Below are 24784 nucleotides of genomic sequence, written 5' to 3'. Positions count from 1 at the left end.
TCTTCTAATTTTATACTTGTCACGGTCGATCACGGGGCGAGTGAAGACTTTCGAGACCGGTCATCCCGCCGCGCGCCCGCGCCGTCGAGCGGCCTCACAGCGTCGAGGGCAGGCGCGCCTCCTCCGACCCGTGATTGTAGTAGTGCATCATCGGATCGGCCCCGGCATTGGCGACGTCGTCGTTGCAGGCGAGGTAGAACTGGCGGTCGAACAGGCCGGATGTCTCGAGCCACGCGAGCATCGTCTGCTCGGGCACGACCGGGGCGCGGTCCGGGGTGGCCTCGGCGGCTTCCCGGTAGAGGTGGGCGAACCGGGCGATCCGGGCCGCGACCTCCTTGGCGGCGGGGCGGCGCACCGACGAGGCGACGACGCTCGACTGCTCGCCGGGACGCCGGCGCTGGAGATCCGCCTCGGCGAGACGCACCAGCCGGGCCAGCTCGCCCTGCGCTTCCTTGAGCCGCGCCTGGGTCTCGGCGAGTTCCGCCCGCAGCGCCTCTACGTCTTCGGCCAAGGTCGGCTCCGTCTCAGTCGCGGGGCCCAACGGGTCTCGGGCACGCGGCCGCCGGCGGGAGGCCGGCGCGACTGGGCGCCCCTGTCGGGTCGAGGCCGGCTGTACGATCGGCCCCCGGACCGGTCAACCCTGCAGCCCGAGCGCGAGGGCCGTCCGGCGCGGCGGTCACGCCGCCAGCCCGACGGCCTCCTCAGACTCCGCGTCGGCCTCGTCCTCAAGACGCGGGAGCCGCCGGCCGACCACCAGCAGGAGGAGGGCGGGGACGGCGACGATCAGGGCGATGCCGAGGATCCCGACATGCCCGATGAGCCGTCCGTAGAAGCCGCCGGTGACGCCGTCGTGCCAGGAGATCACCGCCATGCCGGCACCGGCGGCGACGAGCAGCACGGGGATCTTGAACCACAGGGGCCAGGGCGCGCGCCGGGTCTGGGCGGCCGCGCGCGCGGTGGGCTGCGGTGCCGCGCGCTCCCGCTCCGCCAGGAGCGCTGCGATCTGATTCTGGAACTCCGCCTGGACCCGGCTATCCGGGTCCACGCCGCCGTGCGCCGGGACAGGCCCCGGGACAGGCTCGGCCCGCGCCTCGCCGAGCCCCCCGCCGAGCGGCCCCGGGATCTCGGCCTCGGCGGCGACCATCAGGCGCGCCTCGTGCCGGCGCATGAACAGCCACAGGGCGACGGCGCCCAGCAGGACGAAGGCCAGCAGCCCGAGGCCGACGGGACCCATCACGTTCTCGATCGAGCGGCCGCACAGGTAGGCGCCGAACCCCATGATCGAGGCCCAGGCCACGCCGCCGAGGGCGTTGAAGGCCATGAAGCGGCGGGCGTCGAGCTTGTTCACGCCGGCCAGGACCGCCGCGTAGGCCCGGAGCATCGCGGTGAAGCGGCCGAAGAACACGATCTTCCCGCCATGCCGGCGGAACAGGTACTGGCCGAGCTTGAGCCGGCCGTGGTCGAGCCCGATCAGGTGGCCCTTGCGCAGGAGCAGGGGCAGGCCCCAGCGGCGGCCGACCCAGTAGCCGGCATTGTCGCCCAGGATGGCGGCGGTCGCGGCGATCGCCACGACGACGGCGATGTTGATGTTGCCGGTGCTGCCCGCGTAGGCCGCCGAGGTCAGCAGCACCGTCTCGCCGGGCAGGGGCAGTCCGGCGCTCTCGAGGGTGATGATGACGAAGATCGCCAGGTAGCCGTAATGCGCGATCAGGTCGGCGATCGGCAGATCGTGCAGGAAGGACATGGGGTCTCCTCGCGGATCGATGCCGCGCGCTGTCGCCGACAAACGTGGCCGCTCCGGGGCGGCGTGATCATCTGGCCGGTCAGCCGGCGCCGGAGGGCACGCCAGCCGCCCGCGACCGGGCCAGGTGGGCGCGCATCCAAGTGATGGTCCCGGTGAGACCCGCCTGCAGGGGGACGCGGGGCTGCCAGCCGAGTTCCGACCGGATCAGCGCGGTGTCGAGCACGTTGGCCGGCACGTCGGCGGCGCGGCTCGGCCGGTGCACGCAGGGGAGGTGGTCCCGCCCGAAGGCCACCTTCAGCTCGGCGATGACCTGGTTGACGCTCAGGCCCCGGCCGCTGCCGACATTCAGCACCTTGTGCGGCCCCCGATATGCCACGGCCCCCAGGAAGGCGTCGCTCACGTCGTCGATGTGGAGGAAGTCGCGCACCACCGCGCCGGTCCCCCAGACCTCCAGCGGCTGGTCGGTGAGGACGCGGTGGATGTAGCTGCCGATCAGGCCCTGGTGCTTGGTGCCGAGCTGGAAGCGGCCGTACGGGTTGGCGATCCGCAGGATCTGGTAGTCGATCCCGTGAAGGTGCCGGTAGAGGTAGAGCGACTTCTCGATCATCAGCTTGCTGATGCCGTAGGCCGAGATCGGGTCGGTCGGCGCTTGCTCGGGGATCGGGATGGCGGCCGGGATCCCGTAGATCGCGCCCCCGGAGGACGCGAACACGAGCTTCCCGATCCGGGCCGAGCGGCAGATTTCCAAGAGGTGCAGCGTGGCGATCGGCGCCGCCGAGAACTCAGCCGACGGGTCGCGGTTGGAGCTCTCGGGGATCGAGCCGGCGATCAGGTGGAAGACGACGTCCTGGCGCTCCACCGCGTTGGCGAGGGCGAGGCGGTCGGAGAACTGGCCGGACACTCGGGCGACGCGCCGGTCCAGGACCTCGGCCTGCGGGTGGCTGCGGCTGAAGCACGTGACCTCTGCGCCCGCCGCCGCCAGGCGGTTGCACAGGTTCAGCCCGAGAAACCCGCCGCCGCCCAGCACGAGGCAGCGGGCGCCCGCGAGCCCCGGCCCGGGCAGCCCGCCGGCGGCGCCGCTCATGGCCGCGGATCGGCGGGGAGAGCGCCGTCGGACCCGGCCTCGCCCGCCGCGATCAGGCGCTCGAGCAGCGTCCGAGCGGTGTCCTCCAGCGCGCGCCGGGTCGGCTCCAGGGGCGCCTTGCCGGAGGCGCGGGCCGCCGCGTAGGCCGCCGCGTAGGCGGTGTCCCAGGCGGCGGCGAGGATCGGGCCGCCGGCCGCTTCCAGGTCGTCGCGGATCGCCGTCCAGGCCGCCCGCTGGGCGGCGTCCCAGGCCGCCGCCCGCACGTAGGAGCCGGTCTGGCGCAGGGTGAGATTAGCGATCGCCGCCCGCTTGCGGGCGCGTCGGAGGTCGTCGCACAGCCCGGCGAGATCCCCCAGATCGCGGATCTCGGGCAAGCCGGCGAGCACGTCGGCCTCGACGTTCAGCTTGGCGAGGTGGAACCATGCCGGCAGGTGAACGCGGACGAGCCAGTCGGCCACCATCCCGGCCCGGCGTCGCTCGACGAGTTCCGAACCGCGCGTCCCGACGAGGCGGGGCAGCAGGGGGAGGATGCGGCCGTCGCGCGCTGCCTGCGGCAGGCCGTCGCTCCACGTGCGGACGAAGGCGGCAATCACGGGCGACGCGCAGGCCGGCCGGTCCGAGAGCGGCTCCCCGGCGAGATGGGCGACCGCTTCCATGGCGCACAGCGCCCCGTCGCGCCCGGCTTGCCGGCCGGCCGCCAGCGTCCGGACCGACGCGATCCGGTCACCGCCGATCTCAAGGCTCCCCGATTCCGGCATCCGAAGGCTTTCCTCATCTCCCGCCCGCGCGCCGGCCCGACGCCGCGGGCGGCGGCCGGCGCGCGAAGCCACGGCCGACCCGTTCGGGACGGGGATTTACCAGTTCCGCGGCAGGACGCTAAGGGTGGGCTCCTGCCACGACGCCCGATGCGCGGCTCCGCTCCTGCCGGCGGCCGTCCGAGGTTGGCACCACGTCGAGGCCGGGAACGGGCCGGTCGAGCACGCGGAACATGTCACACTTCCTGGACCTGATCAGAGATCATCGCGGCGGCCAGGCCGACCTGATCGCCCGGCTCGGCGCGCTCGCGGCCGACCCGGCGGCGGCGGGAACCAATCCCGGCACGATGATCCGCCATCTCGACGCCCTGGCGTTCCGGCTGGACGGGGGCGGCGCGCCCGATCTCGCGGCCCAGGCCTACGACCTCGCGGCCATCCTGGCAGGCCGCGATGGCGGCCGCTGGGCCCTGGCCGCAGCGGAGGCGCGCCTGCGCGACCTCTGCGCCCGCGGACGCTTCGCCGAGGCGGATCCGGTCGTCGCACGCCTGCGCGCCGCGGACGCGAACCGGCTGCGCCCGCGGATCATGGAGGAGCTGATCGACAGGGCGTGGCTGCTGGAGCTGCGCGGCGAGGCCGAGGCGAGCGTCCAGTGCTACCGCCTTGCCCTGGATCTCAACGGCGGCGCGCCCGGCCTCGTCTCGCGGGACGGGGATCCGCTCGCCAAGAAGATCAAGAATCTGCGCCGGCTCCAGCTCGACGCGCTGATCGAGGCCGGGGACTTCGACGCGGCCGTCGCCCTGCACGAGACGACCCGCCGGCTGATCGGCGCCGGCCCCCTGGCCTGCTACGACATGGTCGCCGCCGCGTCCCTGGCCGGCCGGCCGGGCATCGACTACGCCGAGCTCCGGCCGCCCCGGCCGATCCAGGCACCGGAGCTCAAGTTCACCGAGCCGCCGCCGCCCCTCACTTCTGAGCCGGGGGATCTGGAGGCGCCGAGCCAGTACCTCGCGTTCGTCGACGGCTGCCACGCCTTCCCGCGCAGCAACCTCGTCGTGAAGGACAGCCACCTGATCTATGACCTCGCCGCCCATCCCCGCCGGCGGGACGTGCTGCTCCAGGACGGGGTCAACCCGGACCAGATCGTGATGGCGGCCTTCGGGGAGAGGCGGGCCCTCGTCGAGGTGCCGGAGGACAGCCTGTCGATCGAGGCCGGCCTGTCGATGTTCGGGCTCCAGAGCCGGAATTACGGCCACTGGTTCTGCGAGTTCGTGCCGCGCATGCTCGCCTACAACGACCCGTGCTGCCCGGACGGCATCCCGCTCTGCATCGACGACCACATGCCGGCGACCCACGAGGAGGTGGTCCGGCTCCTCGACACGCGCGACCGCCCGATCATCAAGCTGCCGCCCCGGCCGGTGGCGTTCGGCCGGCTCGGCCTCGCGCCGGTGCCCGCCTTCTTCCCGTTCGAGATGCGGCCGGGGCAGCCGGTCTACGACACGATCTGGCCCGCCGACATCCTGGTGGATCTGCGCGCCCGCATCCTCGACAGCGCGCGCGCGCGGGGGGCCCTGAGCGGCAGCACCGGCCGCCGGCTGTTCATCTCGCGCAAGGCCTTCGCGCAGCGCCAACTCGTCAACGAGGTCGAGATCGCCGAGGCGCTCCGGCCGCACGGCTTCGAGGTCATCACTCCGGAGACGATGACGTTCCTCGAACAGGTCGACGCGTTCCACGCCGCCGACATCATCGTCGGCTCGTCGAGTTCGGCGCTCACCAACGGACTGTTCTGCCGCCCGGATTGCCGGATCCTCGGCCTGATCCACGCCAACCTGAGCTTCAATTTCCGGGGCTATACCAGTTTCATCGAGGCCGGCGGCGCGCGGATCACGTTCCTGCGCGGCCAGACGACGAACGAGGACGGCCACGCTTTCCACGCCAGCTACCACGTCGCGCCGAGCGCAGTGGTCGCGGCCCTCCGATCTCTGGCGCAGCCAACCCCGGTGCTATCGCCGCAGGTGCCGCCCGTCGCGCCTGCGGTCGCCGGACGGTCGGTCGTGGGCCGACTGCTCGGCGCTCTTCCATTCCCGTGGCGAGCCGATGGACAATAGATCAGTAATTGCATTTGTTCGACAAGGCTCGCGGAAGTAGAGTCCGACCGTTGCGGATCGGTCGCGTTGCGCTTAGAGGGCTTCGCGACATCGGATCGCGCTCCGGACGCGAAGGGGCCTCGGCACGGTCCATGGTATGTTTCGCGGTCGAGGGTCGACGTCAGAGAGCCGGCATTTCGGCGGGGGAACGATGACTCAGCCACACCTGATCGAGTTTCGCCACATCCTCGATCATAGGGGAGCGCTGACGCCCATCGAGGCCGAGAAGGATGTGCCGTTCGACATCCGACGCGTCTATTTCATCTACGATGTCTCGCACGGCGCGGTGCGCGCGGGGCATAGCCACAAAGAGCTGCAGCAAGTCCTGATCGCGATCTCTGGCAGCTTCAAAATTCACCTGGATGACGGCCGCACGCGCCAGACGTTTCTGCTCAATCGACCCAACATCGGCCTCTATGTCCCGCGCATGGTGTGGCGCGATATCGACGAGTTCTCCGGTGGGGCAGTGTGTCTCTCCCTGGCCTCGCAGCATTACGAGGAGAGCGACTATTACAGGGACTACGACACATTCTTGCGCGCCGTGGGAAGCCGGTAGGGGAGGCCCGCGATGAAGGTTCCGTTTCTCGATCTCGGCCGCACCCACGACACCGTCCGCGCCGACCTCGACGCCGCGTGGCACCGCGTCCTCGACCGTTCGCGATACGTCCTGGGTGAGGAGGTCGAAGCTTTCGAATCGGAGTTCGCCGCCTATTGCGAGGCCGAGCATGCGGTCGGCGTCGCTAACGGCCTGGACGCCCTGATCCTGATCCTGCGCGCCTACGGGATCGGTCCCGGCGACGAGGTGCTCGTGCCGTCGAACACCTTCATCGCGACCTGGCTAGCGGTGAGCCAGGTCGGCGCGAAGCCGGTCTCCGTCGATCCGGATCCGTCGACCTACAACATGGACCCGGCCGGAGCCGCGCGGGTTGTCAGCAGCCGGACGAAGGCCATCATGCCGGTCCACCTCTACGGCCAGCCGGCCGACATGGAGGCGCTGCGCGCCCTCGCGCACCGGCATAATCTCGTATGCATTGAGGATGCCGCGCAGGCCCACGGCGCGACCTTCGCCGGGCGGCGGACGGGCAGCCTCGGCGACGTCGCCGCTTTCAGCTTCTATCCGGGCAAGAATCTGGGTGCTCTGGGCGATGGCGGGGCCGTAACCACGTCCGACACGGCAGTCGCGCGCCGGATCCGCGAACTCGCCAACTACGGCTCGCGCGAGAAATACGTGCATCGGCAGCAGGGGGTGAACTCGCGGCTCGACGAGCTTCAGGCCGCGCTGCTTCGCATCAAGCTGCGCCATCTCGACGACTGGAACAGCCGGCGCCGCGCCGTCGCGGCCGCGTATCGGGACGGCCTCGCCGATACGGACCTCACTCTTCCGCAGGTCGATCCGCGCACCGATCCCGTCTGGCACCTGTTCGTCGTCCGATCCGGGCAGCGGGATGCGCTGGCGGCGCGGCTCGACGAGGCGGGGGTCGGCACGCAGATTCATTACCCGATCGCACCGGCAGATGCCGAAGCCTATGCGGGCGTCTCGATCGCGGGGGAGAGCCGTCTGGGCCGCGTCCTCGGTCGAGAGATCCTGAGCCTTCCCATCGGGCCCCATCTTCAGGAAGAGGAAATCCGGCACGTCGTGCTCGCCTGCCGTGCGGCCATGGCCTCGAACCAGCGCCACGGCCCGGCGTGAGATCTACAGCCTCGGACCGCTGAGCCCGGGGCCGTCAGCAGTCCTAAGATCCGCGGCCGGTTCCCCGCGCCGCGCAGTTCGGGCAGCTGGAGCGTCTCGGGACCGGGACCGCCCGGGCTCGGACGCCGATTCCAAACGGAACAGGAGGCCCCCGTGTCATCGTCACCCCTGAACGCTGCCGACGGTGGGCCTCCCAAGGACGGCCCGAGTTCCTTGGAGAACCTCCGGACCGGCCGCGACGTCGATCTCGCCAAGGTCGACCTCACGTTCGAGGGATTCCGCGCCCTCGCGCAGAATCCGCACCTCTCCGCCAACGAGCGGATCGGCTTCCCGGAGACGTACCGCGACGGCTTCGAGGAGGCGATCCTGCGCGACATCGCGGCCAAGCTCCCGGCCCTGCTCGGGACCGGCGCCACCATCGTGGATATTGGGCCCGGATGCGCCGGGCTGCCGCATCGCCTTATTGATCTGTGCCGCGAGCGGGACCACCGCCTGGTCCTCGTCGATAGCGCGGAGATGCTCGAGCAACTGCCCGACGTCGCCGGCGTGACCTCGAAGATCGCCGGCGCGTTCCCGGCGAACCGGGACGCCGTCCGGAATGCGGTCGGCCAAGCCGACATCGTCCTCTGCTACAGCGTCTTCCATTACGTGTTCGCGGAGGGCAATCCCTTCACCTTCCTCGACAGCATCGTGGCACTGCTCGCCGATGGCGGCCGTGCCCTGATCGGCGACATCCCGAACATCTCGAAGCGGCGCCGCTTCTTCGCGAGCGAGACCGGCCGGCGCTTTCATAAGGCCTTCACGCAGACCGACTCCGAGCCGGACGTCCGCTACAATGAGCCGAGCCTCGGCAAGATCGACGACGCCGTGCTCATGGGGCTCATCCAGCGGGCGCAGGCCGCCGGCGCGGACGCCTACGTCATGCCTCAGGCGCCGGATCTCCCCATGGCCAACCGGCGCGAAGATCTCCTCATCATGAAGGCGTAATCGATGAAACCGCTGATCATCTTCGGCAACGGCGAAATCGCCAGCATGGCCTATGAGTACTTCACCCACGACAGCGGCCATGAAGTGAAGGCTTTCTCGATCGGCGAGGCGTACATCACGCAGCCGCATCACCACGATCTGCCGGTGGTCCCGCTCGCCCAGGTGCAGCAGGCCTACCCGCCCGAGGAGTACGACGCCTTCGTCGCCATCGGCGATTCGAAGCTCAACCGCGTCCGTGCCGATCTCTGCGCGCAGGTCAAGTCCATGGGCTACAGGTTGACGTCGTATGTCAGCACGAAGGCCTTCGTCTGGCACAATGTCACGATCGGCGAGAACTGCTTTATCCTGGAGCACAACGTCGTCCAACCCTTCGTTGAGATTGGAAACAACGTCACACTCTGGAGCGGCAACCACATCGGCCACCGCTCGGTCATCGAGGACAATGTCTTCGTGAGTTCACACGTGGTGATCTCGGGCTTTTGCCGGATCGGGGCCTACAGCTTCCTCGGCGTCAACGCCGCCATCGGACACGGCGTCACAATCGCGCCCGACAACTACATCAGCATGGCGTCGAGCCTCGCGCAATCCACGGAGCCGGACAAGATCTACCAAGGCAATCCGGCAGAGCCGCGCAAGATCGCCGCAACGCGCTTCTGCCGAGCGCGCTAGCGATGACCGTGACGGTCCGGCGGTTCACCCAGGATCAAACCTCGGCCTGGAACGCGCACAATGGCACGGCTCTGAACGGACATTTCCTGTTCGATCGCGGCTTCATGGATTACCACGCCGACCGCTTCACGGACGCCTCGCTGCTCATCATCCGCGACGATACGCTGGTGGCGACGCTTCCCGCGAATGTCGACGGCGACACGATCCATTCCCATCAGGGCCTGACGTTCGGCGGACTCCTGACCGGCCGCCTGTCGACCGACGCCACCCTGACGCTGTTCGAGGATTGCCTCAACCATTACAGGCAGGCCGGCGCCAGGAAGCTGATCTACAAGCCGGTCCCGTCGATCTATCACCGCCGGCCCGCCGAGGCCGACCTCTACTGCTTGTTCCGTGTCGGCGCCCAGCTGGTCCGGAGGGACGTCACCACGACGATCGACTACCGGCTGCCCGGCGAACTCTCGTCCCGCCGCCGCCGGGGTGTCGGCAAGGCGCAGAAGGCCGGCCTCACCGTCCGCACCGACAGCCTCTGGCCAGAGTTCTGGGACATCCTCGCGCAGACGCTCCGGGAGCGCCACGGCGTCGCGCCGGTTCACACCCTGCCGGAGATCGAGATGCTGGCGGGGCGCTTTCCGGACAACATCAAACTGTTCACGGCCGAGCAGGCGGGCGAGACGGTGGGCGGCGTCGTGATCTTCGAGACCGCGGACGTCGCGCATGCGCAGTACATCGCGTCCAACCGGCAGGGCCGGGACGCGGGGGCGCTGGATCTCCTCTTCAGCACGCTGATCAAGACCTACCAGCCGACGAAGCGCTATTTCGACTTCGGCATCTCGACCGAGGAGGGCGGCCGCGTCCTGAATCAGGGCCTTCTCACCCAGAAGGAGGAGTTCGGCGGCAGCGCCGTGATGCACGACACCTACGCAATTGCATTGTAGCGAGGCGAATCGTCCGAGGTCCTGGCCAACCCGAGCCCCGCGGAGGCGGTGATCGCCCCGCCGACGCGTTCGGCCTGGCCATCGGGGTCGGGGGCCCTGCACCGCTCCCGAAGCCGTTGTCGATCAGGTCGCGGCAGCGCCTGTCCCAACACGCGGCCGGGCTCACATTCTTCGAAATCCGTCCTCGGCCGCGGCCGGATCCCGGTAGGCCAGACCGAACCCAGTTCGTCCGAAGCCGTTGCCGTTGTAGAAGAGCAGGGTCCGCTCGCCGACTTGGCAGGTCGCACCGAAGCACGTCATCTCGGACGCCCATGCCTGTCCTGCGGTATCGATGACCGGAACGAGGCGGGACGGATCGACCGGGCCCTCGTCCCACGGGCACATCATCAGCCTGTAGCTCTGTTCGGTCCGAACCGAGACCATCAGAACAGGGTCCTGCCCGGGGAGCGTCTCGACGCGCGGACGGCCGAAGCCGATCTCGCCGCGCGCCTCATCCGGCAGCAGCACATCCTCCGCCGGGGCCGCCCAGTTAATCCCGTCCGCGGATCTCGACCGGCGGATGGCGTAACGCGGGAGCATCTTCCCGGAGGGGCTACGAACGAAGCGGTTGCCGCCGATATAGAAGATCTGGAAGCCTTCCCCCACCCGCCGGACAAACGGAGCAGTCCGGAAGTAGCCCTCGTCGGGCGTCGCCGGAAGGACAGGCTCCGTCTTCCACCGCCTGAAGGTTTTGCCGCGATCTTCGCTCACCGCGAGGCCGGCCAAGAGGGTATAGGGAACGTCCTCCGACAGCCTCTGCCAGCCGACGTAATACAGCCGCCAAATATCATCGACGCGTTCGAGATGACAGGGATTGACGCCGTCTGCGTCGAAACACCCCGCGGCTCCGAGATCGAGAACGGGTGCGGGATCGAAATGGATGACCGGGTGCGGATGGTCCAAGCTCAGGTCAACGGAGTAGATACGCCCGCGCAGATCGGCATCGCAGGACGAGAAATATACCCGGACACGGTCCGCCAGCACGATCGGCGTGGGCAGCATGGCGTGCGTCCGGAGCAGACCCGAGCCCGGCGCGGCGAACCGCAGGCCAAGATCGGTCCATGGCGTCTTCATGCTGTCATCCCTGTCGATCAAATCGCGACGACGTGCGCCGGCACAGCCAGATTTCAAACATTGGTCCGCAGCACGGTATCCAGGTAATCGAGATCGATGCGGTAATTGCCGTGCGTCAGCTCGAGCGAGCGGCGCCGCGTCTCGGCCCCGGGGCGATAGGCCCCGTGCTCACCGGGGACGGCCAAGTAGCGACACCCGGCAAACCTCGCGAGGCTGGCGAACGTCGAGAACTGCACGGCGAACGGCGACACGAGTCCCAGGACGAGGGTGCCCGGGGATGCGAAAACCAGATTGGCGAAGGCGGCGCCGATCGGCCCGGCGATGCAGCGCGCAGTCCTGAAAGCCTCGACCTGTTCCGCGAAGCTGAGCTGCCCCGGGTTCACGATCTCGAAACCGTGCCGGCGAAACACTGCCTCCACCTCGGCGGCGTTCGTGATGTTACGCCCCGCGGATCGCCCGAGATAGAGCTTCCGGACCGCCGGAGTACTGGGCGCTGGAACGGCCTCGATTACTCGCTCACGCAGCCATGAGAGGCTCGCGTGATTGACAGCGGCGACCGTCCAGAACTCGACGTCAGGCGTATCCGGAATGAAGGTCATCAAGGACGGAACGTAGAGCGTCTTCACGTCCAGCCGCTGCCCGTGCGGCCGGACCGTGAATGGGCGGCCCGGGAAGAGCAGCTTCAGGGCGTCCATTTCCTGCGGAAACAGATCGTCGCTCAGGATGAGCGGCACATCCTGCGGTATCGACGCATTGTCGACGATGTAACCCTTCGTGGCGTACTCGATCAGGAAGTGAAAATAGTTCGCACCGCATCGCCCGATCAGAAGGATGCCCGCATCGATCGCCCGATCCGCCTCCTGCGGGACACGGGCCAGGACCCGGTCGCCCTTGGGGCCGAAACAGGTGATGACGAACTCGCACTGGCGGCTCGTGTAGCGGAACGCCGGGTCCGCCTCCGGCTCGTAGACCACGAAGGCGGAATGGGAGACGATCTGAGCGAAGCCGAAGAGCGACGCGTCCCGGATCGTCGCGCACCAGAGTTCCGGCCTGCGCAGTCGACGGGCGGTCGGCGGCTGCGCGGACAGAGCGACCTCTGGATCCGTGAAGTCGAACACGCCGGCTTCCGCGATGCCGCGGCAGTCGATCCAGGGCACCGCATCCTGCCCGATCCGCACCACCGGGTAGATCGAGCCGAGACCGGTGCCCGCTCCGCCGCTCGGACGTGCGTGCGATGCGGACCGCACGGCGAGGAAGCGCGCGAGCGCGAGGGCGAGCCGAAGCTGCAGGCCGAAACCGCGCCGGGTCGCGAGTTGGTTGATGCGGTAGCGGAAGCAGTCCGTGATGTCCTGACGGCTCTGCCCGAGCATCGCCAGAACGGCGACGAGCACGGGCGACCACGCGTAGATCCGCGCCTCCATGCGCGCGTTGGGCGCGCGCAATGGCGCCGCGGACCAGTGCCGCGCGAAATGGGCGACCGGATCGACGCCTGCCGCCGCCACGTCGGCATTTCGTGTCAGATAATAGTCACTGTCGACGATCCGGCGCGCGATCCGTAAGGCAAGCCACTCCAACATCGCTGAGATATCTATCCTCGACGTCGAACGGCGCATCGTGCAGCTGAGATCGGGTGCTCAGCACAGTCGCTCGCCGCTCCGATCAGGAGGCCTGTGACAAGGCGGAGTGGCGCTCGATGGTCGACGCGTGCGCCGACCTAAACACGTCATATGCTTCGCGGCTGAAGTGAAAGAAATAATCTTGTTCGCCCTCGTCGACGATTTTCGCGCCCGAACGGAGGTGGAAATTGATCACGCTCTCATTCTCACGACGCACGTCGAAATGACAATGCTCGAAGCCGAGGTGCTCGAACCCCAGTTCGTAGATCGCGAGGGCGGAGTAACCTGCCAGGCCGACGACCGGAGGGGGGGCGATGATCCAGCTGCCCCAGCAGAACGACTTCAATCCGGCGATGATCCGAAAATCGTACATCCGGACCGTGCCGCGATCCTGGCCATCGGAAACGATGATGAAATAGTACTGTCTGCCCGCGGCCTCGTCGTTCTTGTATCGCGTGAGCCACGCTGCCTGCTCTTCCACCGTGGTGGGTGGCGCGTTGAGGAAACGGCTGAGACGGTTGTCGGAGCGCAACCGGTAGATCAAAGCCGCGTCGCTCGGCTCAGCCAGCCGCAGATTCGAGCGCCGCCGGCTGTCCAGCGGACGCGCTTCACGGATCCGGTCGATGGGCATGTGCATACGGGGTGGATACGTCTCTGTGGCTGGAACGCGACGAACGCACGGATCTCGGCAAGTCCTGCCACGCGCGAAGGCCCTTGTCACGCGACGCTCCGGGGCCGGTCTGCCGCGGTGCCGACACGTCGTGTGCCCGTCGGTCCGACGCGGAGAGGGTCACGCATCCCGACATCAAACGACCCGGGCTGAGCCGGACCCGTACAGCGGGCGAAGCCACCTACCTTCCGCGGAAACCAACCGTCTCAGGCTGGTACGAGCCACGTCCTCAGCAAGCCGTCGAGGCGCCGCGTGTTGATGGCATAGCTTCCTTGCCGGAGCGAGATCTTGTTCGCACGCAGGCGAATAAAGTCACGCTTTCGCTTGTCGCTCAAGAGATGGATGCAGTCGCAGCCCATCAATTCCGCCAGATTCTGGAACAGCGACGAGGTGACGGCGTAGCGTGATCCGAGACCCAGCACGGATGTCCCGGGCCTGCAGAAGATCGTGTTCGAGAACGCTGCGCCCAGGGGACCGGCGACATGGGTCGCGGCAGCGAACAGTCTCACCTGCTCGATGAAGGACAGAGTGCTCGGATCCACGATCGCGAAGCCGTGCCGCGCGAAGACAGCCTCGACCTCGTCGGCGTTCACGATGTTTCTGCCGCGCCGCCGGGCCAGAAAGATCCGGGACGGTTGGGACGGTGCGTCGTCTTCGAGGTTCAGGGCCTCGTAGGCACGCCGCCGCAGCCAGTCCAGGCTCGCGAAGCGGAGCCCCTCCTTCTTCCAGTCGGTGACCTCAAGCGCGTCCGGGAGATACGTCATGAGGGACGGAATGTGGAGCCTTCCGACGTCGAGCCGCTCCCGGCTGGACGCCGCGACGAACTTCCGACCCGGAAAGAATAACTCGAGAGCCTCCATCTGCGATGGGAACAGATTGTCCGAGATGACCAGCGGGATCTCGTCGGGAAGACCCAGGCGATCGATCAGGTAGCCTCGGGAGAGATACTCGATGAGGAAGTGGAAATGATTGTTGCTGCACCGGCCGCCCAGCAGGATCGCCTCGTCGAGGCGGCTTGTCGCGGCGTCGGGCAGGCGCGCCACGATCTTGTTGTCCTGTGCCGCGTAGCAGGCGATGACGTGCCGGAACTGGCCGGCCGCGAAGGACAGACTCGGATCGGCGGCGGGCTCGTAGCTCACGAAGTGGCCGCTCGCCGCGACCTGCATGGCTCCGAAGACGCTGGCGTTCTGGACGCTCGCGCACCAGAGCGGGGGTAGCTTGACCTCGCGCGCGACGAGCGCGCCGCGCCCTTCCCACACCCGCGGGGAGCTGAATCGATGCGTCTCCGGCGGGTCCATCCTCCGCAGCGTGAGCCAGGGATGCTCGTCGCCGATCCGGGCGATCGGGAGCGTGGTGCCGACGATCCGCTCCAGATTCGCAGCGTCGGGCCCGGACCCCATAGCCCGGGCCGCCAGGAGACGCGCAACCCAGCGGGCGAAGCGGAACTCTAGTCCCAGGTCGCCGCACCAGAGCTCTTGATAATGGGCGACGAAACACTGGACCCAGTCGTCGCGCCGGATCTGCAGGAGCACGGCCGCCAGCGCCAGGAAGGGCGAGAGCCTGATGATGGCCCGCTCCATGGACGGGTTCGCCGCGCGGATGGGGACGGCATAACCGCATTCGGCGAAGTGTCGGACCGGATCGACACCGGCCGCGCGGACGTCAGGATAGCGGTTCAGATAATACTCGGCATCGACCAGTTTCCCCGCGAGAAACAGGCTGACGCGCGCGCGCAAACTGGAGATGAGGACGGCACTCATACCAGCCCCTCCGGGCATCGGGCGCTCAAGGGCCGGATCCAGAAACACTCATTGTCCGGACGCCGGCCGATCTCAGGCTGCGTGCACAGCGCCGGCGGCGCCGTCCATCACGATGTGACGGAGGATCTGGCAGATCCGCTCCGCGTTGGCGGTCCCGAGCTCGCCGTAGAAGGGCAGGCAGAGGACTTGGTCGCCGACCCTGTTGGCGACCGGCAGATTGTCGATCGCGCTGTCGGGAAAGAGACGGTACGGCTCGTACTGGCTGCACAGCGGATAGAAATAGCGGCGCGCGAAGACATTGTAGTGCTTGAGGCGGTCGTAGACCTCGTCACGGCTCACGCCGGCGACGGCCCGGTCGATCCGAAGGCAGTAATACTGCAGGCTGTCGGTATCGAGGTCGAGCGGCCGCGAGGCGGTGATGCCGGGCACACCGCCGAGGTGATCCCGGTACACATGCGCGAGGTCAAGCCGCTTCGCCTTCTCGGCCGCGACCGCATCGACCAGGCACAGGCCCATGGCGGCCTGGATCTCGTTCATCTTGCTGTTGATGCCGACAGCCTTGACGGTCACCTCGTCGGCGATTCCGAAATTCTTCAGCAGCTCCATCCGCCGCTTCACGTCGCCGTCGTTGGTGACCACGGCCCCACCCTCCGCGGTGTGGAAGAGCTTCGTGGCGTGAAAGCTGAACATGGTCGCGTCGCCGTAGCTCGCGATGGGCCGGCCGTTGACCCGGGTCCCGAAGGCGTGGGCGCCGTCGTACAGCACCTTGAGGCGGTGCTTGCGCGCGATCCGCTCGATCGCCTCGACGTCGCACGGGTTGCCGTAGACGTGAACCGCGAGGATTCCGGTGGTGCGCTCCGTGATCGCGGCCTCGATCCGGGCCGGATCGAGAGTCATCGAATGCTCCTCGATGTCGGCGAAGACTGGCCGGATGCCGTGCCAGGCGAGCACGTGCGGGGTCGCCGCGAAGGTGAAAGGTGTTGTGATGACCTCGCCCGAGAGATCGAGGGCCTTGACCGCCGTCATCAGGGCGTTGGTGCCGTTGTTGAACAGCGCGATGTGGCCGTCGCCCAGATGGGCGTGGAGCCGCTTCTCCAACTCCACGTGCTGCGGTCCGCCATTCGAGAGAACGGCACACTGCCAGATCGCCTCCAGATGCTTCGTGAAGACCGCGAGTTCGGGCAGCATCGGACGGGTCACGTAGATCGGCTGCTCGAACGATCGCGGCTCAGCGCTCATGGAACCTCCTCGCGATGTTCGGACGCGAGGCCGACCATCTGGACACATCGAATTCGGGAAGACTGAAATGACGTAGCAATCGGGCGGAGCTGAGGCCGATCAGGCCGGTTTCGGCGCCGGGGCGACGATGTCCGCCCGGGGCCAGATCGTGGCGTGGTCGGGCAGGGCGCGCAGGACGTTGCAGCCCATGCCGACCGTGACGCCCCGACCGAGGGTGAGGCCCTGGAGGATCTTGGCGAGCGGCCCGACGAGGCTGTCGGCACCGATCGCGCAGCGGCCGCCGACGAAGGCGCCCGGTGAGATCGTGGTGTTGTCGCCGACGACCGTGTCGTGGCCGACGATGGCCGCCGAGTTCAGCACGCAGAAGCGCCCGAGCCGGGCGTCGGCGTTGACGATCACGCCGTGCGCCACGAAGGCGCCGTCGCCGATTGCGACGTCCGGGCTCACGATCGCGCGGGGCGAGACGAGGGCGGGGCAGGGGAGGCCGTGGCGGTCGAGCCACGCGATCAGCTCGGCCCGCGCCCGGATCGCGCGCCGGCTCACGCCGCCGACCGCCAGGACGACGCCGTCATACGCCGCCCGGTCGGCGAGCAGCGCGTCGAGATAGCCGCGGTAGCGGCCGACCTGGACCTCCGGAGCGGTGGAATAGGTATCCTCGACCGTGTGGCCGAGGGCGCGGGCGATCTCGGCGATCTCCTTTGAGAAGCCGCCGCCGCCGATCAGCGCGAGCCGCTGCGCCGTCCCGGTCACAGCACGGCCCCGCCGTCGACCCGCAGGATTTCGCCGGTGACGTGCCGGGCCTGCGGCGACATCAGGAACGCGATGGCGTCGACCACGGACTCGACCGTCGCGGTGCCCGCGGGGCTGCGCTTCTCCAGCGCCTCCTTGAACTCCGCGCCGTAGAGGCGGGCATGGGCCTGGGTCATCTCGGTGTCGAGCCAGCCGGGGGCGACGCCGACGGCGCGCCGGGGGGCAAGTTCCCGGGCCAGCCCCTTGATCAGGGCGTCGAGGCCCGCCTTGGAGGCGGCGTAGGGCACGATCGCCGGCTCGGGCCTCTGCGCCGCGACGGACGAGACCGCGCAGAACACCGCGTCGCGGGTCGAGACGCGGGCGCTGCCGAAGGCGGCGGCGAACAGGGTCGGCGCGACGAGGTTGGTGCGATAGAGGCGCTCGACCTCCTCCACGCCGAGGCTGCGCATCGGCTTGATGACCTGGACGCCCGCGCAGTACACGAGCCCGGTCAGGAGCCCCCGCTCGGCCACCGCCGCCTGCAGCACGCCGCCGATCGCCGAGAGGTCGGTGACGTCGGTCGCGACCGCGGCGCAGCCGAGCGCCTCCAGCTCCGCGAGCCGGTCCACCCGCCGGGCCAGGGCGGTGATCCGCGCCCCACCCGCGAGCAGGCGCTCGGCGACGGCGCGGCCGATGCCGCTGCTGGCCCCGACGACGAGGACGTGCCCACCCGACTCTGCGATCGGCTCCGGCATCGGCTCAGGCCTGCAGCTTCGCGCCGGCCAGCGCGATCAGGTCGTCGGTGGTCGCCGCCCCGGCGATCCGCTGCGGATCCACCTCGAGGCCCAGCGTGTCGTAGAGCGCCATGATGTTGAGGATGCCGAGCGAGTCGAAGGTCTCGATCTCCCTGAGGCTCTGCCCGCGGGCGAGCGGCCCCGGCTGGTCGAGGATCGTGCCGAGTTCGTCCAGGAATGCGCCCTCGGTCATCGGGTGGTCTCCTCGTAGGTCATGACCGGGGGCGCGAAGATCCGGTCGGTGGTGATCGTGCAGGCTCCCCAGCTCAGCCCGACCCCGAAGCCGGCGAGCAGCGAGCGCACCCGCCGGCCCGCATAGGCCTCCGCGAGGAAGCCCGAGATCGTGCCGGGGATCGAGGCTGAGTTCTGGTTGCCGTAGACCGACTGGGTGCCGGTCGGGAGCTTGCTGTCGTCGAGCCCCAGGCGGCGCTGGAGGTTCTTGAGGATGTACTTGTTCGGCTGGTGCAGGACCAGGAAATCGACGTCCTCGGCGCGCGTGTCCGAGAAGGCCAGGATGCCCTCGATCAGCGGCGGGACGCGCTTGAGGGTGAAGTTGAAGACCTGCGCCCCGTCCATGTGCATGGTGCCGGGCTTGCCCGCATCCTCGGCGTCGGCCCGGAGGCCGCTGTGCGGGATGAACAGGGCCTTCTCGCCGGAGCCGTCGCTGTGGAGCTGGAAGAAGCTCTCGCTCGCGCGCCGCTCGATCAGCACCGCGGCGCCGGCGTCGCCCATGATCGGCGTGATCGACCGGTCCCCGGTCGCGACCATGCGGCTCGCGACGTCGCCGACGCAGAGGAGAACGCGCTCGAGGCCGGATTCGACCAGGCTGTAGGCGACCGACAGGCCGTAGACGAATCCGCTGCAGCCGAGACGGATGTCGAAGCAGAGCGTGTCGGTCCGCATGCCGAGTCGGTGCTGCATCCCAATCGACGTGGAGGGCGAGCTGTAATCCGGCGTCTGGGTGACCAGGATCAGCCCGTCGACGGCGTCGGGCTGCAGGTCGAGGCCGCGCAGGAGCTGGCGCGCCGAGTGCAGGCAGAGATCCGCCGTCGTGGTGCCGGGATCGGCGACGACGTGGCGGGTCGAGAAGCCCATGGCCCGCTTGAGGCGCTCCGCCTCCTCGGGGGCGAGCCCGAGGCCGGCCGCCTCGTCGTCGAAGGCCTGGACGCGCGCGCCGACCGTGGTGACGAGCCCCGCGAGGGCCGCGCGCGAGAACCGCAGGTCAGCCATGCTCGACCGTCTCGGCGACGTAGTCGATCCAGCCCTGGAAGCGGCGGAGCGGCGACTTCGTGCTGTCGAGGATGCTCTCGTTGGCGAGCGGCACGTAGCGGCCGACCGTCCGCTCGATCTCGGATTCCGTCTCGAGGAGGAGCTCGACCACCGCGAAGGAATCGAGCCGCTCGTAGACGTCGTCCTCCGGCCCGGGATTCTCCAGGTCCGGGCGCCCCCAGGTCTCGACGAGCCGCGCGAAGGTCGCGCGGGCAGCCGCCTCGACGGCGCCGCGGTCACTCCGCGACGATGTGGATGTAGGGGGTGTCATCCGGTCCTCGTGTCAGTCGGTACGTCTTGCCCTCGGGGCCAGCGCTCAAGGGTTCGAAGCCGTTGTCGTCGAGGAAGCTCTCGACCATCCGGTTCTTCGCGCTCGGGCGATACCGGGCCTTCAGGTCCCGATCGCCCTCCTGCTGGCAGACGTGGCGCAGAATTTGGGCCTCGATGCGGCGTCCGAGCGCCCGGCAGCTCATCAGGAACGTCTCGAGTTCGCCGCCCCGGACGATGGCGACCCCGACGATGCCCATGTCGCCGAACCGGTCGACCACCCGGGCCGCGTAGACGCCGCCCTCCCGCATGGCGGTGGCGACCTCGTCCTCGGTGTAGCGCCGCGTCGTCAGGTTGAACTGGTTGGTCTTGTTGATCAGCTGCGTGACCCGCCGCAGGGAGCCCGGGTTGTTGCGGGCGATGTGCACCCGGATCTCGAGGGAGGCGAGGTACTCGTCCATCGAGGCGGCGGAGCGCTGCAGCTCCTGGCGCTGGGCCTCGCCGCGGTACTGCTCGGTCTTGGCCAGGTCCTCGGCGGTGACGTTCCGGGCGCGCAGCGACGCGATGCCGTCGAGGAGGGTGAGCGCCTGCTCGGGTCGCGTCCGGTCGAACAGGTGGCACTCGACCCCGGGGAGCCGGGCGCGGACCTCCTCGATCTCGAAGGGGTTGTCGTCGAGGAAGATGAAGCTGTCGAGGCCGAGGTTCAGGGCCGCGGCGAGGTCGCGGATGTTCTCGCTCTTCTCCGTCCAGTTGCTGCGGTAGGCCACGAAGTCGTCGAGGCGGAGCGGCATCGCGCGCTGGGCGAAGACCGCGCGGAAATCCTCCTCGTTGTTCTTGGTCACCGCGCAGAGCAGGATCCCGAGGCCTTTCAGGCGCAGGAGCTGGCGCTGGAGCTGGGTGTGGACGATCCCCGGATAGTCGCTGTCGACCTCCAGGTTCTCCACGCCGTCCTCGCCGACGACGCCGCCCCAGAGGGTGTTGTCGGCGTCGACCACCACCACCTTGCGTCGCGCCCGCAGCCGCGCCGCGACGGCGTCGGCGTAACGCTCGCTGAGCGCGTCCACGGCGGCCGGGGCGTAGGGCATCTGGTACATGTACCGGTTGCGCTCGCGGAAGGCGTTGGCGAAGCCGAGCAATGCCAGGGCGCCGGCGGCGTCGACGACGCTGACCCGCTCCTGCGCCCGGGCGAGGTCGAACAGCACCGCGTTCACCCGCGCCAGTGCCTGAAGCTGGTCGTGGAGGTCGCTCTCGACGGAGGAGACCGGCACGAACGGAACGGTGTTGAGGATGATCGTCCCCGGCGCCCGGGCGAGCCGCGCCGAGACCAGTTCGGCGAGGCCGCGCGCGCGGTCCACGGCCGCCTCGTCCGGGGCGACGTCGAAGAACCAGCGGTGGTCGAGATGCACGATCAGGACGTCGGCGGCGGCGGGTCCCGCCAGCACCTGCTCGATCTGTCCGATAGGGAGATGCTCGCACGAGACCGTGGCGAGATCCGCGAGGCGGCCCGCCACCTTCCCGAACGGGTTGGTGACGACGTTTCCGACGAAACCGATCGACAGGGCGCGAGCCGTGGTCATCCTCGATACCGGTCCCTGCGACACCCTGCGGATGCCTGCCCTCCGGCGATCGACCGGCCCCTTTCCGTGCGTGCGAGCGCCGCCCTCTTGCGAGATCGCGTGCCATAAAGCAAGGGGCCGGGCATCCGGCGGCCGGCCAGCCCGGCCGGGGCGGGGGCCGGGCGGGGACCGGCCGAGGAGGAGCTGCGCGATGAACGGATCCGGTTCGGACGAGGCCGCCGCGACGACGCGGACCTGGACCGAGGCCCATCAGGTCGCCTTCGCGCGGGCGACCGGCGACGTGAACCCGATGCACATGGACGCGCGGATGGCGCGGCGGACGCTCGCCGGCGAGCGCGCCGTCCACGGCGTCCACGCCGCCCTCTGGGCCCTCGATGCCTGCGCCGACGCCCAACCCCTCGACCGGCTCGCGACGCTGCAGATGCGGTTCGAGCGGTTCGTGCTGGTCGGGGACCGTACCGTCCTGACGGTCCACGAGGCGGACGCGCGGCAGCTGCGCCTGTCCGTGGCGGTGGACGGCGTCCGCACCCTGACGATCCAGGCGACCTTCGCGGCGGACCGGGCCCCGGCCCGACCGGTCGAGGCGGCGCCGACGGCGATCCCCGCGGAGCCGGTCGCCCGCGATCCGGCGGCGCTGCCGGGCCTCGCCGGGGCCTTCGCGCTGCCGGACCCGGCGGCGATCGCCGCGCTGGCGCCGCGCCTCGCCCGCGCCCTCGGTCCCGGCCGGGTCGCGGCCCTGGGCGGCCTCTCGACCCTCGTCGGCATGTTCGTGCCCGGCCTCCACTCGATCCTCTCGAAGATCGACGTGACCGTCACCGAGGGCGGCACCGGCTCGAGCCTCGGCTACGCGGTGAAGCGGTTCCAGCCGATGCTGCAATCGGTGACGCTGGACGCCGTCGGCCCCGGCCTCGTCGCCCGGGTCGAGGGCTTCGTCCGCCCGCGGCCGGTGGAGCAGGAGAGCCTGCGGGACCTCGCGGCGCTGGTGGAGCCGGGCGCCTTCGCGGCGGTGTCGGCGCTGATCGTCGGCGGGTCGCGGGGCCTCGGCGCCGCGACCGCCAAGCTGATCGCCGCCGGCGGCGGGGCGGTCTGCATCACCTACGCGTCCGGCGCCGACGAGGCGGAAGCGATCGCCCGGGAGATCCGCGACGCCGGCGGCCGCTGCCAGGTCCTCCGCTACGACGCCGCCGAGCCGGCCGCCGCGCAGCTCGCGGCGCTGGCGATACGCCCGTCGCAGCTCTACCATTTCGCGACGCCCCGCATCTTCCGCCAGAAGCGCGCCCCCTTCGAGCCGGCCTGCCTGGACGAGATGATGCGCGTCTACAACACCGCCTTCTACGAGCTGAGCCAGTTCTGCCTGGAGCGCGGCGACGCCGTGGCGGCCTTCTACCCGTCGACCAGCGCCATCGCCGAGGCGCCCCGCGACGCCCTGGAATACGTGATGGCCAAGATCGCGGGCGAGACGCTCGCCGCGACCCTGGCGCGCACGCTCCCGAACCTGCGGACCGTGATCGAGCGGCTGCCCCGGGTGAAGACCGACCAGACCGCCACGATCTTCCCCGTGCCGGCCGCCGCGCCGAGCGCGCTGATGCTGCCGATCATCCGGCGGATGTCGGCGGCCGCCTGACCCGGAGGCGTGCCGGGTGCGGGACCGTATCGGACGGCCCTGTCCGAGCCGGGCGCCGGGATCACTCCGCGGCGGCGTCGTGCCGGACCTCTTCGTCCGTGTCCGGATCCGCCTCGACCTCGGCGTCCCCGTCCTCGGCCCCGTCGGGCGCCGCGGCGGCGGTGAAGAAGTCGCCGTTCCGGATCGCCTCGCCGCCGGTCACCAGCATGCTGAGATAGGTGTTGAGGGTGTTGGGCGCGACGTCGGGCAGCCGCTCCGCGATCTCGGCGTGCGACAGGCCCTGCGGGCCGGCCGAGCCGAGCAGCGCCTTCAGCCGCCCCTTGGCCGAGTTGGCCCGGGGACCGCGGGCGCCCCGCCGTCCGCCGGAGACGGGCGCGGCGCGGTCGGCCGCGGCGGCCCGTGGTCCCTCGGGTGCGTGGAGACCGGAGGCCTCCAGCGGGATCCCCTCGACGATGGAGGTCAGCGCGGCCTCCGCCGCCCGGAGCTTGGTCAGCTCGGCCGCGATCCGGTCGTAGTCGCTCTGCAGCGCGGCCCTGCGCGCCCGAACGTCCACCAGGGCCTTCGTTAGGGTGTTGTCCTCAGCCACCGGACGGCCTCATCCCATGATTTCGCTGGCTGACGGCATACCTCACAGGTGCCTCCCGGCGTCAACAGCCGCGGAGAGGCGCCCCGACCGCGCCCGGCCACGGGCGCCCGATCCCCGCGCGAGTTGTGAGGACAGCGCCCGATGGCTTAGAGACATTCCTGAAACGCCGATGCCGGCTCGGAGGCATCGGCGCGACCGCCGAATGTCGACGGATCCCGATCTCGGCACGCCGATACCGTAATCGTCATGTCAGAAGGCGAGCTTCCTTCCGCGGGTTCGATGTGCGGCCGTCCGCTCCGGGGCGTCGGCCGCGCCGCACCCAGGGGCGTTCATAGATCCCGCAGAGCGAATTATGTCTTTGAATATCTTCGACAAAGGGGAGAATAATGTCATCGACATTGATTCGCGGGATCAGCACAGCCAAGCGGGAAAAATCTACGTCAACGGCGACAACAACTACATCCGCATAGGCAGGGGCTGCGTGTCCGACAAGGACATGCACATCGTCATCGAGTCGAATTGCCGATTCGATGTCGGCGAGGACGTGCGGCTGTCGATGGCCAACATCTATATCGGCCCCGGCTCGGTGCTGCGCATCGGCGACCGGACCGGCTTCACCGGGCTCGTCCATCTCAACCCCGTCGAGGGAAAGGCGATCGAGATCGGCACGGACTGCTCGATCGCGTCGGGCGTCTGGATGACGACGAGCGACTTCCACTCCATCGTCACTCGGGACACCGGCGCGCGGCTGAACCCGGCCAAGCCCGTCCGGGTCGGCAATCACGTCTGGATCGCCAATCAGGCCACGCTCCTCAAGGGCACGGTCATCGGCGACAACGCGATCGTCGGCGCGCACGCCGTCGTCACCGGGACGGTTCCGCCCCATTGCGTGGCCGCCGGCAACCCCGCGCGGATCGTGCGGGAGAACGTGACGTGGCGGTCCGACCTGATCTGACCGCGCCGGCGGGTCGCGCGGGACGTCGGGCAGGGCGTGCGGTTGTTTACCCCGCGCGCGCGTTCCGTTAGGGCGATGGGCCGGCGGCGCGGCACCCTGCCCGGCGCGCCGAGACGCCTTCGATCCAGCCCGCGCGAACACATGCTCACCCGAGCTTCAGGCCTCGAACCCAGCGCCGACTCCGGCACGCCCTCCGACGGCGATCGGCGGCCGTCGCGCGACAGAGCGGGCGCCGCGCGTTGAAGCAGATCCGCGGCCTGTACCATCGCTGGGCGCGCTCCGGCCCGGTCCGCGCGAGCGGCAACCCGCTGATCCGGCTGGCGGCCCGCCGCGGCCTGCCGGCGGCGGACGATCTCGTCACCGCGGACGCGCAGGTCGCCGCCCTGGCCCCGCACTTTGACACGGCGTTCTACGCGAGCTGGTACGGGATCACGGCCGACCCGGTGCGCGACTACCTCGTCCACGGCTGGCGCGCGGGACGCGACCCGCGCCCCGACTTCGACTCCGCCGCCTACCTCGCCGCCCATCCCCACCTCGCCCGCGCCGGCATCAACCCGCTCCTGCACGCCCTCGC

At 69.5% G+C, this 24784-nt stretch carries 23 protein-coding genes and 2 pseudogenes; 9 read left to right on the top strand and 16 right to left on the bottom strand.

Translation table 11 applies throughout. The features are described 5' to 3' along the window. Nucleotides 1–94: 94 nt before the first annotated feature. The 4 genes and pseudogenes from BMY19_RS27310 to BMY19_RS27295 all read right to left on the bottom strand — a co-directional run bounded on the left by BMY19_RS27310 (nt 95) and on the right by BMY19_RS27295 (nt 3586). The gene (locus tag BMY19_RS27310) at nt 95–511 is read right to left on the bottom strand and encodes a hypothetical protein (protein ID WP_100253561.1); all 417 of its coding nucleotides are present in this window, start codon (nt 509–511) and stop codon (nt 95–97) included. A 597-nt stretch (nt 512–1108) separates the two neighbouring features. Beyond that, a pseudogene (locus tag BMY19_RS31490) lies at nt 1109–1744 on the bottom strand (DedA family protein); the annotation flags it as partial. Nucleotides 1745–1823: 79 nt separating this feature from the next. Beyond that, nucleotides 1824–2828 carry an NAD-dependent epimerase/dehydratase family protein gene (locus tag BMY19_RS27300; protein ID WP_100253559.1) on the bottom strand — a complete coding sequence of 335 codons (1005 nt, stop codon included), beginning with the start codon at nt 2826–2828 and terminating at the stop codon, nt 1824–1826. Next, the gene (locus BMY19_RS27295) at nt 2825–3586 is read right to left on the bottom strand and encodes a hypothetical protein (RefSeq protein WP_100253558.1); all 762 of its coding nucleotides are present in this window, start codon (nt 3584–3586) and stop codon (nt 2825–2827) included. The genes BMY19_RS27300 and BMY19_RS27295 overlap by 4 nt, the downstream gene beginning before the upstream one ends. Before the next feature lie 230 nt (nt 3587–3816). On the opposite strand from BMY19_RS27295, the gene BMY19_RS31690 reads away from it, so the two are divergent. The 6 genes from BMY19_RS31690 (at nt 3817) to BMY19_RS27265 (ending at nt 10011) form a co-directional block, all read left to right on the top strand. Beyond that, a complete protein-coding gene (locus tag BMY19_RS31690) occupies nt 3817–5688 on the top strand; it encodes a glycosyltransferase family 61 protein (protein WP_100253557.1) in 1872 nt (623 codons plus the stop codon). Between the two features lie 190 nt (nt 5689–5878). Next, a complete protein-coding gene (locus BMY19_RS27285) occupies nt 5879–6283 on the top strand; it encodes a sugar 3,4-ketoisomerase (RefSeq protein WP_100253556.1) in 405 nt (134 codons plus the stop codon). Between the two features lie 12 nt (nt 6284–6295). Beyond that, complete coding sequence (locus BMY19_RS27280; RefSeq protein WP_100253555.1) at nt 6296–7417, top strand: DegT/DnrJ/EryC1/StrS family aminotransferase; 1122 nt, start codon at nt 6296–6298, stop codon at nt 7415–7417. A gap of 153 nt (nt 7418–7570) precedes the next feature. Next, nucleotides 7571–8404: a class I SAM-dependent methyltransferase gene (locus BMY19_RS27275; protein ID WP_244535035.1), complete on the top strand. Its 834-nt coding sequence runs from the start codon at nt 7571–7573 to the stop codon at nt 8402–8404. Between the two features lie 3 nt (nt 8405–8407). After that, nucleotides 8408–9073, top strand: coding sequence for an acetyltransferase (locus BMY19_RS27270; protein ID WP_100253553.1), 666 nt, complete (start codon nt 8408–8410; stop codon nt 9071–9073). 2 nt (nt 9074–9075) lie between these two features. Next, a complete protein-coding gene (locus tag BMY19_RS27265) occupies nt 9076–10011 on the top strand; it encodes a GNAT family N-acetyltransferase (protein ID WP_100253552.1) in 936 nt (311 codons plus the stop codon). A 162-nt stretch (nt 10012–10173) separates the two neighbouring features. Here the strand turns inward: BMY19_RS27265 and BMY19_RS27260 are convergent, their stop codons facing one another. From BMY19_RS27260 to BMY19_RS27210, 11 genes are all read right to left on the bottom strand, one after another. Continuing rightward, nucleotides 10174–11124, bottom strand: a complete 951-nt coding sequence (locus BMY19_RS27260; protein ID WP_139215717.1) for a hypothetical protein — start codon at nt 11122–11124, stop codon at nt 10174–10176. 53 nt (nt 11125–11177) lie between these two features. Beyond that, entirely contained in the window at nt 11178–12701 is a 1524-nt protein-coding gene (locus tag BMY19_RS27255) for a glycosyltransferase family 61 protein (protein ID WP_170863058.1), read from the bottom strand. 82 nt (nt 12702–12783) lie between these two features. After that, nucleotides 12784–13377: a GNAT family N-acetyltransferase gene (locus BMY19_RS27250; RefSeq protein ID WP_100253549.1), complete on the bottom strand. Its 594-nt coding sequence runs from the start codon at nt 13375–13377 to the stop codon at nt 12784–12786. A 239-nt stretch (nt 13378–13616) separates the two neighbouring features. Then, nucleotides 13617–15170 (bottom strand): glycosyltransferase family 61 protein, encoded by a 1554-nt coding sequence (locus BMY19_RS27245; protein WP_170863057.1) that lies wholly within the window; start codon nt 15168–15170, stop codon nt 13617–13619. A gap of 72 nt (nt 15171–15242) precedes the next feature. Then, nucleotides 15243–16409 (bottom strand): DegT/DnrJ/EryC1/StrS family aminotransferase, encoded by a 1167-nt coding sequence (locus tag BMY19_RS27240; RefSeq protein WP_100253547.1) that lies wholly within the window; start codon nt 16407–16409, stop codon nt 15243–15245. A gap of 99 nt (nt 16410–16508) precedes the next feature. After that, nucleotides 16509–17159, bottom strand: a complete 651-nt coding sequence (locus tag BMY19_RS27235) for an LbetaH domain-containing protein (protein WP_100253546.1) — start codon at nt 17157–17159, stop codon at nt 16509–16511. Next, the gene (locus BMY19_RS27230; protein WP_244535034.1) at nt 17156–17893 is read right to left on the bottom strand and encodes an SDR family NAD(P)-dependent oxidoreductase; all 738 of its coding nucleotides are present in this window, start codon (nt 17891–17893) and stop codon (nt 17156–17158) included. Before BMY19_RS27230 ends, BMY19_RS27235 begins: the two co-directional genes overlap by 4 nt. Before the next feature lie 4 nt (nt 17894–17897). Next, complete coding sequence (locus tag BMY19_RS27225) at nt 17898–18125, bottom strand: hypothetical protein (RefSeq protein WP_100253545.1); 228 nt, start codon at nt 18123–18125, stop codon at nt 17898–17900. Beyond that, nucleotides 18122–19162, bottom strand: coding sequence for a ketoacyl-ACP synthase III (locus BMY19_RS27220; RefSeq protein WP_100253544.1), 1041 nt, complete (start codon nt 19160–19162; stop codon nt 18122–18124). The genes BMY19_RS27225 and BMY19_RS27220 overlap by 4 nt, the downstream gene beginning before the upstream one ends. After that, the gene (locus BMY19_RS27215; RefSeq protein WP_012318195.1) at nt 19155–19472 is read right to left on the bottom strand and encodes a hypothetical protein; all 318 of its coding nucleotides are present in this window, start codon (nt 19470–19472) and stop codon (nt 19155–19157) included. Before BMY19_RS27215 ends, BMY19_RS27220 begins: the two co-directional genes overlap by 8 nt. Next, on the bottom strand, nt 19438–21045 hold the full coding sequence (locus BMY19_RS27210; RefSeq protein ID WP_100253543.1) for an HAD-IIIC family phosphatase: 1608 nt from the start codon (nt 21043–21045) through the stop codon (nt 19438–19440). The genes BMY19_RS27215 and BMY19_RS27210 overlap by 35 nt, the downstream gene beginning before the upstream one ends. A gap of 190 nt (nt 21046–21235) precedes the next feature. On the opposite strand from BMY19_RS27210, the gene BMY19_RS27205 reads away from it, so the two are divergent. Beyond that, the gene (locus tag BMY19_RS27205; protein ID WP_100253542.1) at nt 21236–22669 is read left to right on the top strand and encodes an SDR family NAD(P)-dependent oxidoreductase; all 1434 of its coding nucleotides are present in this window, start codon (nt 21236–21238) and stop codon (nt 22667–22669) included. A gap of 61 nt (nt 22670–22730) precedes the next feature. On the opposite strand, the gene BMY19_RS27200 is transcribed toward BMY19_RS27205, so the two are convergent. After that, nucleotides 22731–23255, bottom strand: coding sequence for a hypothetical protein (locus BMY19_RS27200; RefSeq protein WP_100253541.1), 525 nt, complete (start codon nt 23253–23255; stop codon nt 22731–22733). A 352-nt stretch (nt 23256–23607) separates the two neighbouring features. On the opposite strand from BMY19_RS27200, the gene BMY19_RS27195 reads away from it, so the two are divergent. Further along, nucleotides 23608–24210: an acyltransferase gene (locus BMY19_RS27195; protein WP_100253540.1), complete on the top strand. Its 603-nt coding sequence runs from the start codon at nt 23608–23610 to the stop codon at nt 24208–24210. Nucleotides 24211–24449: 239 nt separating this feature from the next. Then, nucleotides 24450–24784: pseudogene (locus BMY19_RS27190) on the top strand (hypothetical protein); the annotation flags it as partial.

Origin of the sequence: Methylobacterium sp. UNC300MFChir4.1 (assembly GCF_900110155.1) — a bacterium.
Classification (GTDB): Bacteria; Pseudomonadota; Alphaproteobacteria; order Rhizobiales; family Beijerinckiaceae; genus Methylobacterium.
This window is presented reverse-complemented; position numbering and strand designations above follow the sequence as displayed.